Here is a 16135-nt window from a genome sequence, read left to right as displayed (position 1 = left end):
TCTCTTTCTATAATAAAGGTGATAATAACCGATACGTCGATTCAACAATCCGCCTATGAAGACGTCTCTTATGAAATCGGTCAACATGAATTTCACTGGATTCTTCTAAATCGTCTTTAAAATCTTGAACGAGCTTTCGAATGCTATCTGTATCATACAAAAAGGCATTTACTTCAAAGTTTAAATGAAAACTTCTCATATCCATATTAGCTGTCCCAATTGATGCGAGATCAGAATCCACGATAACGACTTTACTATGAAGAAAACCTTTTTCATATTCATATATTTTTACTCCTGCATCTAATAACTCCGGAAAGTACGATCTTGATGCATAAAAGACAGTGCGCTTATCCGGCTTACTTGGCATTAACAAACGAACATCAATACCAGCAAGTGCAGCTACTTTTAATGCAGATAAAATATCATCATCTGGAATAAAGTATGGTGTTGCAATCCAAATCGATTTCCTAGCTGAAGCAATCATTGCAAAATATAAATGTTTAATTGTTTCCCATTTATTATCTGGTCCACCTCCAACAAGTTGGACGCCGCCCCAATGATCACCCTCAACTGCTTCCGCTTGTAAATATTCAGGTGCTAATACCGCCTCACCAGTCATATAAAACCAGTCTTGAAGGAAAATCAGCTGTAAACTTTGAACTGCTTCACCGCGTAAATATAAATGCGTGTCTCGCCAAAAACCGAAATATTTATCCTTCCCTAAATACTCATCACCAATATTTAATCCACCTACAAACCCTTCATTTCCATCTATAATAACGATTTTTCGGTGGTTTCGATAATTAATTTTATCGTTTAAAATCGGAAAACGCACAGGGAAAAATGGAATCATTTCTACTCCTGCATCATTCAATTCTTCAATATACGAATTTGATAATTTAAAGCTTCCAACCGCGTCGTATAAAAAACGAACGACAACGCCTTCTTTTGATTTTTTTATTAAAATATCTTTAATTTCTTTACCGAGCTTGTCATCACGCACAATGTAATACTCCATATGAATGTGGTGTTTCGCTCGATTTAACCCATCTAAAATTGCCTGAAACGTTTCGTCTCCATTTGTTAATGTCCTCGTTTCAGTTTGAAATGAAATATTTAAAGCACCCAATCTATCTGCTAAACGAAATAACAATTCTTGATGCTTATGATTTCGTAAAATCCGTTCTTCGTAATCTTCGTGTCCCTTATATTGTAAAAACGCCTGTTCATCGAGTAATGCCTTCTTTTGGAACATTCTTTTTCTGCGAAAGTTTTGTCCAAATAAAAGATAAGCAAAGAAACCGAACACTGGAAAAATACCTAGTACGATTAACCACGTAAGTGTTTTTGACGGATGGCGGTTTTCTAAGAAAATAACACATCCAATTAAAAATGCGGAAACCGTAAATAAAATACTAATAATACCTAAAATCGAAACATCCTTTATCCCCATGACATCCGAATAAAATGCTACATCAATAAACATGCGTAATGAAACAAATAATGCGAACAGTAGTAGAAAAAAGAAAAGTAGTTTTAGTGTATTTTTCATCTCTTACCCCCTAAATAAGAAAGCCTTCCTATTCTTCATAAAAAAAGCCGATTTCATACTATAGAAATCGGCCTACATTTTAGGAGGGAAATTGTTGCGAATTGTCTCAAGCGCACGCTCTTTCACAACCTGTTTCCCATACTCACTTACACGGTGAATCGTTAAAGTAGATTCTTCTCCATATTCTAAAACAATACTTAAAATACGATCAATCTCTTCTTCATCATGTAGCACTTCATCAAATTCCACATATACATAATAGCGGTCCTCAAATGAATGCAATTCATCTTTTATATCTTCAAAGATAAGACGATGACTTAATGAAATGACATCTTCAAAATCATTAAACTTAATTAAAAAGCCAAACGTACCATCTTCATTAAAGTTTGTTCCTACTTGTTCTTCTACCTCTTCCACTAATTCTTGCTGGAATAATGATTCGATGCCTTCATCTAGAGGAATGTCTATAATTTTATCCACACCTATTGGTAGTTCCAGCTTTTGTCCATCCTTTGAAAGCTCCGCTTTCGTTACAAGTACTTCAATCCCCTTATCGACTGCTTGCACTTGAATCCATAACGGTCCATCGACAAAGAAATCATCATGATCACGAGCTTCGTCCATCATCTCCCAAAAGAGCTCTTCACTTCGTTCGCGATCATACCAAATTTCTTCACGGTTAAACCCTCTGTCCTCTATATCAATGTACGTAATAAAAAATTTCATCGTATGGTCATTAATTCTTTCAATATCCAAAATACAACTCTCCCTTCCTGCTCAGAATTATTATGAAGGGATTCCCCACTCATATGACAAAACAATAGATTCTTGTACTCTCATTTTATGATAAGATTCTCCAGAATGGAAATAAAATCGATTTATTTTACAAAAATAGTTATATACCTATCTGTATTCGACCGTTTACATAAAGTGAAACATTAATCAGTATTTTTTTCATCCTCCACTGATTATTAGCTCGCACTAATCGGGATAAATATACCATTATACCAATTCACTGTTCACAAAAAATTTGGACATACATTCCCATATTCCCCCGTACACTGTAATAAAGTGAAACTTCTATTATAGGTGATTATTTTGTACCCGGGGGGCGCGGGATCAAAACTAGACAAACTTTCTTCACCACATACATATATTTCGCTTATTAAAACATCATAAATGGAGGCAGACGAATGGACTTAGAGTTTTTAACATCTGTACTAATGATTGTCGGTATCGATGTTGTACTAGGTGGCGATAACGCAATTGTCATCGCACTAGCTAGCCGAAATTTACCTGAAGCAAAACGAAATAAAGCCATTTTGATTGGTACTATTTTAGCAATTGTGCTACGAATTCTCCTCACAATACTAGCTGTCTATTTACTTGATATCCCATTTTTACAACTCATCGGCGGAATCTTACTCACATTAATTGCGGTAAATTTACTCACTGATAATAACAACGATCTTTCTTCTATCAAAGGAAAAACAACTTTATTTCAAGCTGTGCGTACAATTGTATTCGCGGATCTCGTTATGGGGTTTGACAATGTTATTGCCATTGCAGGAGCAGCTCACGGAAGACTTTCACTCGTAATTATCGGTTTATTCATTTCTATCCCGATTATCATTTGGGGAAGCAAACTTATTTTAATACTCATGGAACGCTTTCCATTTCTCATTTATTGCGGAGCAGCAGTTCTCGCCTATACAGCAGGAAAAATGATTACACATGAAGACAGACTTGCAACGTTTTTTCATCATAATCCTAGTTTTACCGCAAGTATCCCTTATTTGTTCATTTTCACGATTTTATGCATAGGCTTTATCGTTCAACAAGTGCGATTACGTAATGTTAAACAGTAAAAAAAAACCTTCTACTCTATAATAGGTAGAAGGTTTTCATATTATTATAATTAATTTACAAGACGCTGTGCTTCACGTAATTGGAACGTTCTTACTGTACGTGGTAAGAAACGACGGATTTCGTCTTCGTTGTAACCTACTTGAAGGCGTTTTTCGTCAATCATAATTGGACGACGTAAAATACCTGGATAGTCACGAATCATCTTATATAAATCTTGAAGTGGTAAAGACTCTAAGTTCACATTCAATTCTTGGAAAACTTTTGAACGAGTAGAAATAATCTCATCCGTTCCGCTTTCTGTCATACGTAAAATCTCTTTAATCTCATCAATCGTTAATGGATCTGAGAAAATATTACGTTCTGTATAAGGAATATGATTTTCCTCTAGCCATAATTTCGCCTTTCTACAAGACGTACAGCTTGGAGAACTATATAATGTTACCATACAAAGCTCACTCTCCTTAAAGAGTACAAATTCTGTACTAATTACAGTTTAAATTTCTAACTTCCGCAATTTTTCGCGATAACTTGTCTTATAGCAAAGTAAAAAATCGCAATTCATGTAAGCAACAACAATTACTTTTAATAAGTAACTTCTATAATCATTATACAATAGTTTTTGCAAGAAATATACAGTGAATTTACTGCTAGTTGAGAAAAATTCTCCGTGTACTCCACTGCTATGTAACATGATTACACTCATTAAAACTGTCCTTTAACAACGGCCTTCAACCCTTTTGATACTTGCTTTCTACAATAATTTTCACTTGATATACAATTACAGTTTCATAATCTTCCCCATTAAAAAGAGAACGTTTTCTTACCTTTTCCCGACAAAACAATTGAGAAATGTAAGACTCTAAAGATTAGAAACGAAAAGAACACTTGTTCTCATTTTAACAAATCTCCCCGCTCATGTCTATATGCTTTCTAAAGTAAATCGAATATTTTTCTGACATTTCTTTCTTTTTTACCATTTATCTCATACAATAAAAATAAAGACAGGCAAAGGGGGAATGTGCATATGATCGCTTTTTTTACTGATTTTATCATTGTTGCTACCCTCATCATCGGAATAACAGCATTGATTGGTGTCATTACAAATAGCATCGGTGAAAAACTCTTTGGTGGGAAAGAAAAAATGAAGTTTGTTAACAAAAGTTTAGATGTACAATCTGGCTGGAACCAAGTTGGCGGAAAAGGCATTTATAAAAAACGTACGTACTAAAAAAAGCAGGTAATCACCTGCTTTTTTTGTTATTTCTCTACTGATGCCCATTTGAAGCTTACTTCGCCACCATACTTATGGTTGTACATATCTTTAATTGTTTCTCTTTGTAAATATGCTCTACCACGTTGATATACTGGAACAATCGCAGCATCATCAAGTAACATTTTTTCTGCTTCTAATAAGTTTTTCCAGCGAGCATTTACATCGCTTCCGTCTTTTTTCGCTTTCATAATAATCTCATCGTACTTCGGATTAGAATACTTCATTTTGTTTTGCGCTCCATCAGTTACAAACATATCAAGATATGTAACTGGATCCGGGAAGTCTGCACTCCATCCAGAGAATGACATTACATAATCGCCAGCATCTTCTAATTTTAGTTTTTGCGCGAATGGTTGTTGTTTAATTTTCACTGTTAATCCTGGTAAATTCTTTTCTAACTCACCTTTTAAATATTCACCAGTTTTCTTCGATAATTCAACATCTTCATTTAATAACTCTAATTCAATTTCGTTTTTACCAAGCTCTTTTTTACCAGCTTCCCAATACTTTTTCGCTTCTTTTACATTTGGTTTTACAATATCTCCATTTTCAGCACGGAAATCTTGTTTATCCGGTCCTTTAATGAAATTGTCAGGAATTAATCCCGTCGCTGGCTTAGAACCGTTATTTAATAATGTATCAACGAATGGTTTACGGTCAAAACCAAGAGAAATTGCTTTACGAATATTTTTATTTGCTAAAGCTGGGTCTTTTTGATTTAAGCGAAGGAAGAATACAGAAGTATCTTCTACCGTTTTGAAATCTGGTTTTCCTTTATATTTATCGATGAACTCTGCTAATAACGTCGCTCGATCGACTGCGTTTGTTTCATATAAATTAATTGGCGTAGATGTATCTTTTACAATATTAAAGTTTACTTCCTCAAGCTTCACTTCTTTATTGTCCCAATATGATGGGCTCTTTGTCATTTTGAAGCTACGTTCATGTTGCCAATCACTTAATGTAAATGGTCCGTTATAAAGTGTTGTATTTGCTTCTAAACCAAACTTCACACCTTGCTCTTTCACATACTTTTCATTAACAGGATAGAAGATCGGATAGACCATTAAATCAACAAGATATGGAATAGAATTATCCAATTCTACTTCTAATGTATGATCATCAATCGCTTTCACGCCTAATTGATCTGGACTCATCTCTTTTTTATTAATTTTCTCAGCATTTTTTATATCGTACATAATGTACGCCGATTTCGCAGCTGTATCTGGATTAATCGCTCTTTGCCATGCATACACGAAATCTTTCGCCGTTACAGGGTCACCATTTGACCATTTTGCATCTTCACGTAATTTAAATGTATACTTTTTACCGTCTTCTGACTTTTGGAATTCTTTCGCTACACCTGGAACTAATTTATCATCTTTCCCAAGGCGGTATAGACCTTCCATCGTATTGTTCATTACTTTTGAAGAAACTGCATCAGCTGATAACGCTGGGTCCATCGTTGGAATTTCTTGTGTTTCAATTAAGTTAATAACTTGCTTCGCACCGCTTTTCCCGCTATCCCCTTTTGCGTTCGCTTGCGGTTCATCTTTTTGGTAGCCACATGCCCCTAAAATCATGCTCATTGCTACTGTTGATGCTACAAAAACTGGTATCTTTTTTTTCATACTTCCACCCCTCCAAAAAAATGTTAGCCCTTTCATTTTCAAACAGAAAGAAATATATATATGTTCTAATAATTCATATTATACACACAAATATATTCTTTGTATATTTATATTTCTATTTTATTAAAATTTTCTGTTAACGTTCAGTATATTTGTAAACGTTTCATACTGCGTATTTATTGAACTAAAGTGTTAAAAATATCAAGTTTTATACTTTTCTAAATTATCAGAGAAAAACAAATTTTATATCCTATAATATCTTACGTATAATTATTCTTCCTTTTTTGTCATAAAATGAAGGTTTATTCATATTGAAAATATGTAGGCTAAAATAAGTGCAAAGGATATGAAAGTGTGTTACGATACACTTTGCTAAAAATAGATATCGGTAAAGAGGGGACGGACATGACAGCAATTCGCTCAAAAAACGGGCCAACAGAGAAATTAAGTTTATTCTTATTAACATGGCCTATTTTTCTAGAAGTTTTTCTTTTTATGCTGATGGGGATCGCTGATACTTTCATGTTAAGTGCATTATCAGACGATGCTGTATCTGGGGTTGGTGCAGCGAATCAATACCTTCATATCGCGATTTTAGTACTAGAAGTCATCGGGAATGGTGCAGCTATCGTTGTATCCCAATACCTCGGTTCTAAACGCTTTATGGAAGCATCAAAAATATCAGCATTAGCAGTAACATTAAATTTAGGAGTCGGGCTCGTTATAAGCGCCGGTTTTCTTTTATTCTCAAAACATATGATGATGGCAATGAACTTACAAGGCGATGTATTAACGTATGCACAAAGCTATCTATCCATCGTCGGAGGAGCTATTTTCCTTCAAGCTATTATTAACTCATTAGCCGCAATTATCCGCGTTCACGGCTTTACAAAGCAAGCGATGTTTGTTTCGCTTGGAATGAATATTATTCATATCGCCGGAAACTACGTACTTATTTTCGGGAAATTCGGTTTCCCTGAACTTGGTGTGCAAGGGGCTGCTATTTCTTCTGCTGTCAGCCGGTTAATCGCACTTATCGTTTTCTTCTGGTTACTGTATCGCGTTATGGAATACCGTGTGAAATTACAATATTACTTCACTTTATCAAAAGAATACGTTGGCAAAATTTTAAAGATCGGCATTCCATCGGCATTCGAGCAAGTCATGTATCAAGCTTGTCAAATTGTCTTCTTATATTACGCAACATACTTAGGTACGGAATCATTAGCAGCAAGACAATACGCTACTAACATTTCCATGTTCACTTATTTATTCGCCATTGCTATCGGTATGGGAACAGCTATTATCGTTGGACGCCTAGTTGGCGGAAATGAAAAAGATGAAGCGTACACACGTGTATGGAAAAGTGTACAATGGGCGATTGGTGTAACTCTATTTATGGTCATTCTCGTTGTTACATTCCGAACACAATTAATGGGACTATTTACGGATAATCCTCATATTATCTCTCTAGGAGCAAGCGTTCTTTTACTAAGTGTACTACTGGAAACAGGACGGACGATGAACATCGTCATCATTAATTCACTTCGTGCGGCTGGCGATGCCAAATATCCTGTTTTAATCGGAGCATTCTCCATGGTGTTAATGAGCTTACCACTCGGTTACTTTTTCACCTTCCATTTAGATATGGGTCTCGTTGGTATTTGGCTAGCGATTGCTATCGATGAATGGACGCGGGCGATTATTATGTTCTTCCGATGGAGAAGTAGATCGTGGGAAAGTTATGCACTTGTTAAACCTGATGAGCAAGATGAGAGTGTTTCTGTTCAAGCGCAATAAAATAAAAGTGTTTCTAAATGAAGAAAAGGCGGCTGATTTCAGTCGCCTTTTCTTCATTCTCGGAAACTCTTACTTCGCTGTCTTTAAACAGAAAAAGAACTTGGATAAAATCGCTTTATACTAACTTAAGTTTAACTAGTATAAAAAATAGAGCCATCCTTCTGTAATAGAAGAATGGCTCTACTTTTTTATTGATAGATTTCTTTATATTTCTTATACTCTGCTTCAGAACATAATACGAAATGTCCTGGGCGAATTTCGCGCATTGTTGGCACTTCACTACCATAATCATGCTGCGATGGGTCGTATACGATACGTTTACGATTGCGCTCATAATCTGGATCTGGAAGTGGAATTGCTGATAGTAGTGATTTTGTATATGGATGCATTGGATTCGCATATAACTCTTCACTTGTTGTCAGCTCAACGATTTGACCACGGTACATTACACCAATGCGATCACTAATGTATTTTACCATCGATAAATCATGGGCGATGAATAAGTATGTTAAACCTTTTTCTCTTTGTAACTGTTTCAGTAAGTTTACAACTTGCGCCTGAATCGATACGTCAAGTGCTGAGATTGGTTCATCAGCAATGATAAATTCAGGTTCTACAGCTAGCGCACGAGCGATACCGATACGTTGACGTTGTCCGCCTGAGAATTCATGCGGGAAACGATTCGCGTGCTCTTTATTTAAACCAACTGTATTTAACAGCTCGTGAACACGGTCCATACGCTCTTTTTTACCTTTTGCTAGTCCGTGAATATCAATACCTTCTGCGATAATATCCCCTACTGTCATACGAGGATTTAATGATGCATATGGATCTTGGAAAATCATTTGCATTTTACGGTTGAACTTCTTAAGTTCTGCGCGTGATTTTTTCCCATGTACATTTTCACCATCGAACAACACTTCACCGGCAGTTGCATCGTATAAACGAATGATCGTTCTTCCAGTTGTTGACTTACCACAACCAGATTCTCCTACAAGTCCAAATGTTTCACCGCGGTAAATATCAAATGAAATATCATTAACTGCTTTAACAACACCACCACTCACATCAAAGTGTTGTTTCACATTTTTTACTTCAATTAATTTCTCACGTTGTTTAGTCATGTTGTTCACCTGCTTTCATTTGAAGAATACGTTTTTCAACAACTGCTGGTGGTTTTACTTCTGGCGCTTGCTCATGAAGTAACCAAGTTGCCGCATAATGTGTATCACTTACTTTAAATAAAGGTGGTTCCATTTCAAAATCAATTTTCAGTGCCTGTGGGTTACGTGGTGCAAAAGCATCACCCTTTGGCGGTTTTAATAAGTCTGGAGGCGTTCCTGGAATCGCATATAGCTCGTCCTCTGAACCATCTAAGCTTGGCATAGATGCGATTAAGCCCCATGTGTATGGATGTTGTGGATTGTAGAAAATTTCATCAACAGTTCCAATTTCAACAACTTTACCAGCGTACATAACCGCAACTCGGTCTGCAACGTTTGCCACTACACCTAAGTCATGCGTAATGAAAATGATTGCTGCTTCTGTTTTTTGCTGAATGTCCTTCATAAGCTCTAAAATTTGCGCCTGAATTGTAACGTCTAGAGCCGTTGTCGGCTCATCGGCAATTAATAATTTCGGATTACAAGCTAACGCCATAGCAATAACTACACGCTGTCTCATACCACCTGAGAATTGGTGAGGATATTGTTTTAAACGAGCTTCTGGATTTGGAATACCTACAAGGTCAATTAATTCTAAAGCGACTTTACGTGCATCCGCTTTACTCATCCCTTGGTGTTTAATAAGACCTTCCATAATCTGATTACCAATTGTCATCGTTGGATTTAACGATGTCATTGGATCTTGGAAAATCATCGCAATATCTTTACCGCGTACTTGCTGCATTTCTTTTTCCGTTAATTTCGTTAAATCACGACCGTCAAATACAATCTCTCCATTTTTAATACGGCCTGGAGGATTCGGGATTAATCCCATTAGCGCTTTAGAAGTAACTGATTTCCCAGAACCAGACTCTCCTACAATCGCTAATGTTTCCCCTTTTTTCAAATCAAAAGTAACTCCGCGCACTGCTTGTACTTCACCTGCATGTGTATCAAAGGAGACTTGTAAATCTTTTACCTCTAACAATGTTTTCATTTTTACTTCTCCCTCCTCGTTTACTTACGCATTTTTGGATCTAACGCATCGCGTAATCCATCTGCCATTAAGTTGAATGCTAGAATTAACATACTGATGACAACCGCAGGGATGAACATCATGTGTGGATACGTTTGAATTGATTTATATCCATCATTTACAAGAGAACCAAGTGATGCGAATGGTGGCTGAATTCCTAAACCGATGAAGCTTAAGAATGCCTCACCAAACACCGCTGATGGAATTGTAAACATTGTCATTACGATAATTGGTCCCATAACGTTTGGAATTAAGTGTTTCACAATTAATTGTGTATTTGTTGCACCTAATGTACGAGACGCTAATACATACTCTTGGTTTTTTAACTTTAAGATTTGTCCACGAACAATCCGCGACATCCCTATCCAACCTGTAATCGCCATTGCGAGTGTGATTGACCAAATACCAGATCCCATAATGATTACCATTAAAATAACGATGATTAAGTATGGAATACCATTAATAATCTCCATAATACGTTGCATAATATTATCTACTCTACCGCCGTAGAATGCTGAAATACCCCCGTATGCAACCCCAATTACTAGGTCAATTGCTGCTGCTAAAAGAGCGATATATAATGATACGCGTGTACCTTCCCATGTTCTTGTCCATAAGTCACGGCCAAGATCATCTGTACCAAACCAGAAGTACTCTTTAATATCACGTTTTTCATATTGGTCAACACCATATTGATCTGTGCCGTCAAATGGTAACCAATGAATATTTTCAATCACTGGAATTTTCGGTGGCATTTTCGCACGACCTAAATCCTGCTCTTTATAAGAATGTTTACTTACCATCGGTCCAAAAATTGCTAGTAGTACAATAATGCTCAATAATACTAAACCCAACATCGCGCCTTTATGTTGGAACAAGCGTCTTCGTACATCTTGCCAAAACGTTAAGCTTGGACGGGCAATGACTTCATTATCAACATTATTTTGATTGGCTTGTTGAAATAAATCTGGAGATAATTTTTGTACATCTTTCATCATTTTTTCCCTCCCGCTAAACGAATACGAGGATCAATAATTCCGTATAAAATATCGACAATGAAAATAACTAAGATGAAGATCGCACTATAGAAAATTGTAGTTCCCATAATAACTGTATAGTCATTCACTGTAATAGATTTAACGAACTGTTCCCCAAGTCCTGGTACAGCATAAATTTGCTCGATAACAAGTGTTCCTGTAATTAATGCAGCAACCATTGGTCCTAAAATTGTTACAACTGGAATTAACGCGTTACGAAGTGCGTGTTTGACAATGATAACGCCTTGACTAATTCCTTTTGCTTTCGCTGTTAAAATATAATCAGACTGCATAACTTCAATTAATTCTGCACGAGAGAAACGTGCGATTGTTGCGATAACTCCCATCGATAATGCAATTGTAGGCATTACTGTAAACTCTGGTCCTTTCCAGAACGCTACTGGGAACCAGCCAAGTTTTACCCCTACGAAATATTGTAGTAATGCGGCGAATACGAACGATGGTACCGACATCCCGAGTACCGAAATAACTGTTGCACTATAATCGACCCATGTATTATTACGAAGTGCCGCAACAATTCCTAAAAGTAAACCGATAAATGTTCCTAATATAATCGCTTGTAAACCAAGTTGTGCTGATGGTCCAATGCGATCCACAATCATGTCTGTTACTGGGCGGTTATCATATTGGAATGATACCCCTAAATCACCTTGCGCTAAGTTACCTAAGTAACGTGCATATTGAACTGGTACTGGATCATTTAAACCATATTTTTCAAGAATGATTTCTTTTTGTGCCGGTGATAATTTCTCCTGGTTTTTAAGCGGAGAACCCGGAAGTAATTTCATCAAGAAGAAAGTCAGTGTAGTAATTAAAAATAATGTCAAAGCCATGTACACGAAACGTTTTAATACATAACGTCCCATAGTAAAGCACCTCCCCGTTTTTCTCAAAAGCAATAAGATAGTTTGAAATATTCTTACTTTTATTTTTTTAAAATAAGAGCACATGCCCATCATAGGCATATACCCTTGTAAACGATGGAAAAAAGATTATTTTTGTTCAACAGATGCCCATTTGTAAGTTAATTTACCACCGTAGTTAATCGGGATAATATCTTTTACAGCACCTTTTACTACATACGCTGAACCTTTTTGATAGACTGGAGCAATAACTGCATCCTCTTTAATTAACATCTTCTCTACCTCTAAAAGGTTGTTCCAGCGAGCCTGTAAATCTTTTGTATCTGTTTTTGCTTTTAGAATTAGTTCATCATATTTCGGATTAGAATATCCCGTTTTGTTTTGTGAACCATTCGTAACAAACATATCTAAATATGAGATTGGATCTGGGAAATCTGGACCCCAAACACCAAACGCAATATCATATTGCTGAGAATCTTCTAATTTATTTTTTTGTGCGAATGGCTGCTGTTTAATTTTGATCGATAAACCAGGTAAGTTCTTTTCCATCTCACCTTTTAAGAATTCGCCAATTTTTTTCGCATCTTCATTATCGAAGCTTAAGAATTCTAATTCGATTTTATCAGTGCCAAGCTCTTTCTTCGCTGTTTCCCAAAGTTTTTTCGCTTCTTTTGAATCCGTTTCAACTAGCTTTCCATTTTCAGCACGGAAGTCTTTTTTATTCGGACCTTCAGCGAAATCTTTTCCAACAAATCCGTAAGCACCAATTGCGCCGTTGTTTAAAATAACTTTTGCAATGTTATCACGGTCAAAGGACATTGAAATTGCTTTTCTTAAGTTTTTATTACTCAAATACTTATTATTTTGATTGAATCTTAAGTAGGCAACTCCTGCTTCTTGTCGTGCTTGGAACTCTGGAGTTTTTTTAAATTTATCAACAAATTCCGACGTTAGAGCCGCACGATCAATCGCATTTGTCTCATATAAATTTACATCAGTCGATGTATTTTTCACAATATTGAAATTTATTTCTTCGATTTTAACCGTCTTGTTATCCCAATATGATGGGTTCTTCTTAAATTGGAAGCTTTGTTCATGTTTCCAATCACTCATAACGAATGGCCCGTTATATAATGTTGTATTTGCCTCTAAACCAAACTTATCACCTTGTGATTTCACAAAGTTCTCATTTAGTGGGTAAAACACCGGATAAACCGTTAAATCAATAAAGTAAGGAACGGGATTGTCTAATTCCACTTCTAATGTATAATCATCAATCGCTTTTACACCTAATTGGTCAGCAGGTAATTCTTTTTTATGAATTTTTTCTGCATTTTTAATATCGAACATAATGTACGAATACGTCGCTTTTGTATCTGGATTTACTGCTCTTTTCCATGAATACACAAAGTCTTTCGCTGTTACAGGTTCCCCATTCGACCATTTCGCATCTTTTCTTAATTTAAATATGTATTTCTTCCCATCATCTAGCTTTTGGACATCTTCAGCAATCCCAGGCATTCTCTTTTGATCTTTGCCAGTACGATATAAACCTTCCATCGTATTATTTAATGCTGTTGAAGATGCAGAATCTGATGCTAACGATGCATCCATTGATGGAATTTCAGATAACTCTGTTAAATTAAGAATCTGCTTTCCGTTACTACTACTAGTAGCGTTTTCTTTTCCTTTTGCTTTAGCGTCCTCTTTCTGGTAGCTACACGCGCCAAGCAACATACTTGCAGTTAAAGTTGATGCAAGTAATAACGGTATCTTTTTCTTCATGTAGTGTTGCCTCCCCTAATTGCACTTCCTGTCCCCTCACTTGTAGAAAAACAGAATTGAAAGAATAATCTCCAAGTTTCTACAATTTTCATTATACATATAATATGACGATTGTGAATATAGTTTTTTGTTTTTTTGTTAAAATTTTTAATAAAATGTTTATATTTTTAATTTTTCGTAAAGGGATAGGTTAACATTGCTACCATCATCTTGAAATTAGAACCACAATTGCGTATAATTTTCAAAAAATTATTTATATTACTTATTATAGCTTTTATAGTATAATAATTCTAGTAATATTTTGACGGAGGGGAATATTTTGAATAAAGTTTTTTTTCATACTTGTATACTATTTTTGGTTGCGATAATCGCTTCTAGTGTGGGCGCATTCCTCGTTTCATCTCAGTTTTTGTTGAATTTTGTCAACATCTCATTCTATATTGCATTGATTTTTATTCTTATAGGTGGTTTTTTATTCATATTTCAAAATGGATTTTTTAACGTAACAATTTACGCATTCCAAAGAGTATTTGGTACGAATAAAAAAATTGACTCTTTAATTGAAGAAGCAGAGGAACCTATCGATAAGAAAGAACGTATTTATAAAACATATTCATTCAAATGGACGTATCCGATTTGTATTACCGGTATCGTACTTGGGTTGTTCTCGATCCTCATTAGCTTTACTATTTTGATGTAGTTTGCAAACACTGCTCCATATGATATAATAATCAGCAAAACATTTTGTTATAAAACTTTAGTTCTTTCATATTAAAAGGACTCAGTTAACAATAAATTTATATGTATGCGATGATAAAGAAGAGTACATATTGGGGCAATTTCAGAGAGCTTGTGGCTGGTGTGAACAAGTAATTGTACAATATGGAATGGGCTTTTGAGCACCAAACCGAACCGAAAGTAGTAGGCTTTGGCGTTATATCCAGACGTTATTATGGATCTTGAGAGATTTCACAGCTGTGAAATAATTAGGGTGGTACCGCGGTCCATTCGTCCCTATGTAATTTGGGATGAATGGGCTTTTTTGTATGCCTTCTCTTCCCCATCGCACATTCAATTTTAGGAGGAATTACTTATGTCAGTTATCTTTTCTGGTATTCAGCCAAGTGGAACAATTACACTTGGAAACTATTTAGGAGCTATGAAGCAATTTACAGAGCTTCAAAACGAACACGACTGTTATTTCTGTATTGTAAACCAACATGCGATTACAGTACCTCAAGACCCTGTAGGGCTTCGCAAAAACATCCGCAGCCTTGCTGCGCTATACGTTGCATGCGGCATCGATCCTGAAAAAGCTACTTTATTTGTACAATCAGAAGTACCAGCACACGCTCAACTAGGATGGATTATGCAATCCGTTGCTTACGTTGGAGAATTAGAACGTATGACACAATATAAAGACAAAGCTTCAGGAAGAGATTCAGTTCCAGCTGGATTACTTACATATCCACCATTAATGGCTGCTGATATTTTACTTTACAACACAGAAATCGTGCCTGTTGGTGATGACCAAAAGCAACATATGGAATTAACACGTGATCTAGCAGAGCGTTTCAACAAACGCTTCCGTGAAGTGTTCATAGTTCCTGAAATTCGTATTCCAAAAGTAGGAGCTCGCGTTATGTCATTAACAGAACCTACGAAAAAAATGAGTAAATCTGATCCAAATCCAAAATCAATGATCAGTATGCTTGATGAGCCAAAAACAATCGAAAAGAAAATAAAAAGTGCCGTAACTGACTCTGAAGGCATCGTTAAATTTGATAAAGAGAACAAACCTGGAATCTCTAACTTATTAACAATTTACTCTTCATTCTCAGGAAAAACAGTAGAAGAAATAGAAGCAATGTACGAAGGAAAAGGATACGGCGACTTCAAAGGTGACCTAGCACAAGTAGTCGTAGAAGCAATTCGTCCAATCCAAGACAAATATAACGAACTAATCAACTCCCCAGAACTAGACGAAATTCTAGACAAAGGTGCCGAAAAAGCAAACCGCGTTGCATTCAAACAACTACGCAAAGTAGAAAACGCAATGGGACTAAGCAGAAAACGTAGGTAACATAAAAAGCGGAAGCGGCTCG

14 protein-coding genes, 1 pseudogene and 1 other annotated feature are annotated in these 16135 nt (G+C 36.0%); of the genes and pseudogenes, 5 read left to right on the top strand and 10 right to left on the bottom strand.

Going from position 1 to position 16135, the window contains the following annotated elements; translation table 11 throughout:
• Nucleotides 1-7: 7 nt before the first annotated feature.
• Together NSQ47_RS00930 and mecA are read right to left on the bottom strand one after the other, a co-directional pair.
• The gene (locus NSQ47_RS00930; RefSeq protein WP_131229706.1) at nt 8-1552 is read right to left on the bottom strand and encodes a cardiolipin synthase; all 1545 of its coding nucleotides are present in this window, start codon (nt 1550-1552) and stop codon (nt 8-10) included.
• Between the two features lie 72 nt (nt 1553-1624).
• Nucleotides 1625-2308, bottom strand: coding sequence for an adaptor protein MecA (gene mecA, locus NSQ47_RS00925; RefSeq protein ID WP_002201376.1), 684 nt, complete (start codon nt 2306-2308; stop codon nt 1625-1627).
• A gap of 437 nt (nt 2309-2745) precedes the next feature.
• Here mecA and NSQ47_RS00920 point away from each other — a divergent pair, with 437 nt between their 5' ends.
• Nucleotides 2746-3420: a TerC family protein gene (locus NSQ47_RS00920; RefSeq protein WP_002158886.1), complete on the top strand. Its 675-nt coding sequence runs from the start codon at nt 2746-2748 to the stop codon at nt 3418-3420.
• 50 nt (nt 3421-3470) lie between these two features.
• Here NSQ47_RS00920 and spx read toward each other — a convergent pair whose 3' ends face one another.
• Nucleotides 3471-3866: a transcriptional regulator Spx gene (gene spx / locus NSQ47_RS00915; protein ID WP_002011348.1), complete on the bottom strand. Its 396-nt coding sequence runs from the start codon at nt 3864-3866 to the stop codon at nt 3471-3473.
• Nucleotides 3867-4445: 579 nt separating this feature from the next.
• On the opposite strand from spx, the gene NSQ47_RS00910 reads away from it, so the two are divergent.
• Nucleotides 4446-4649: a hypothetical protein gene (locus tag NSQ47_RS00910; protein WP_000559981.1), complete on the top strand. Its 204-nt coding sequence runs from the start codon at nt 4446-4448 to the stop codon at nt 4647-4649.
• 29 nt (nt 4650-4678) lie between these two features.
• Here NSQ47_RS00910 and NSQ47_RS00905 read toward each other — a convergent pair whose 3' ends face one another.
• Nucleotides 4679-6325, bottom strand: a complete 1647-nt coding sequence (locus NSQ47_RS00905; protein WP_002158887.1) for a peptide ABC transporter substrate-binding protein — start codon at nt 6323-6325, stop codon at nt 4679-4681.
• A gap of 354 nt (nt 6326-6679) precedes the next feature.
• On the opposite strand from NSQ47_RS00905, the gene NSQ47_RS00900 reads away from it, so the two are divergent.
• Nucleotides 6680-8125, top strand: coding sequence for an MATE family efflux transporter (locus NSQ47_RS00900; RefSeq protein WP_070138921.1), 1446 nt, complete (start codon nt 6680-6682; stop codon nt 8123-8125).
• Nucleotides 8126-8313: 188 nt separating this feature from the next.
• Here NSQ47_RS00900 and NSQ47_RS00895 read toward each other — a convergent pair whose 3' ends face one another.
• The 6 genes and pseudogenes from NSQ47_RS00895 to NSQ47_RS00870 form a co-directional block, all read right to left on the bottom strand.
• Nucleotides 8314-9249 (bottom strand): ABC transporter ATP-binding protein, encoded by a 936-nt coding sequence (locus NSQ47_RS00895; protein ID WP_002125930.1) that lies wholly within the window; start codon nt 9247-9249, stop codon nt 8314-8316.
• On the bottom strand, nt 9242-10285 hold the full coding sequence (locus tag NSQ47_RS00890) for an ABC transporter ATP-binding protein (RefSeq protein WP_002125928.1): 1044 nt from the start codon (nt 10283-10285) through the stop codon (nt 9242-9244). Before NSQ47_RS00890 ends, NSQ47_RS00895 begins: the two co-directional genes overlap by 8 nt.
• 20 nt (nt 10286-10305) lie before the next feature.
• A complete protein-coding gene (opp3C, locus tag NSQ47_RS00885; RefSeq protein ID WP_002202773.1) occupies nt 10306-11322 on the bottom strand; it encodes an oligopeptide ABC transporter permease in 1017 nt (338 codons plus the stop codon).
• Nucleotides 11319-12248 (bottom strand): oligopeptide ABC transporter permease, encoded by a 930-nt coding sequence (opp3b, locus tag NSQ47_RS00880; protein WP_000534171.1) that lies wholly within the window; start codon nt 12246-12248, stop codon nt 11319-11321. The genes opp3C and opp3b overlap by 4 nt, the downstream gene beginning before the upstream one ends.
• Before the next feature lie 126 nt (nt 12249-12374).
• Nucleotides 12375-14030 carry a peptide ABC transporter substrate-binding protein gene (locus NSQ47_RS00875; protein WP_088044782.1) on the bottom strand — a complete coding sequence of 552 codons (1656 nt, stop codon included), beginning with the start codon at nt 14028-14030 and terminating at the stop codon, nt 12375-12377.
• A pseudogene (locus NSQ47_RS00870) lies at nt 14027-14239 on the bottom strand (hypothetical protein). The gene NSQ47_RS00875 and the pseudogene NSQ47_RS00870 overlap by 4 nt, the downstream one beginning before the upstream one ends.
• A gap of 110 nt (nt 14240-14349) precedes the next feature.
• Between NSQ47_RS00870 and NSQ47_RS00865 the strand changes: the two are divergent.
• Together NSQ47_RS00865 and trpS are read left to right on the top strand one after the other, a co-directional pair.
• Entirely contained in the window at nt 14350-14730 is a 381-nt protein-coding gene (locus NSQ47_RS00865) for a DUF3899 domain-containing protein (RefSeq protein WP_002158891.1), read from the top strand.
• A gap of 101 nt (nt 14731-14831) precedes the next feature.
• Nucleotides 14832-15049, top strand: a binding site (T-box leader).
• Between the two features lie 74 nt (nt 15050-15123).
• Nucleotides 15124-16113 (top strand): tryptophan--tRNA ligase, encoded by a 990-nt coding sequence (trpS, locus tag NSQ47_RS00860; RefSeq protein ID WP_002158892.1) that lies wholly within the window; start codon nt 15124-15126, stop codon nt 16111-16113.
• Nucleotides 16114-16135 lie beyond the last annotated feature (22 nt).

It is taken from the genome of Bacillus sp. FSL R10-2780, from assembly GCF_038006125.1.
GTDB classification, from domain to species: domain Bacteria; phylum Bacillota; class Bacilli; order Bacillales; family Bacillaceae_G; genus Bacillus_A; species Bacillus_A cereus_U.
This window is presented reverse-complemented; position numbering and strand designations above follow the sequence as displayed.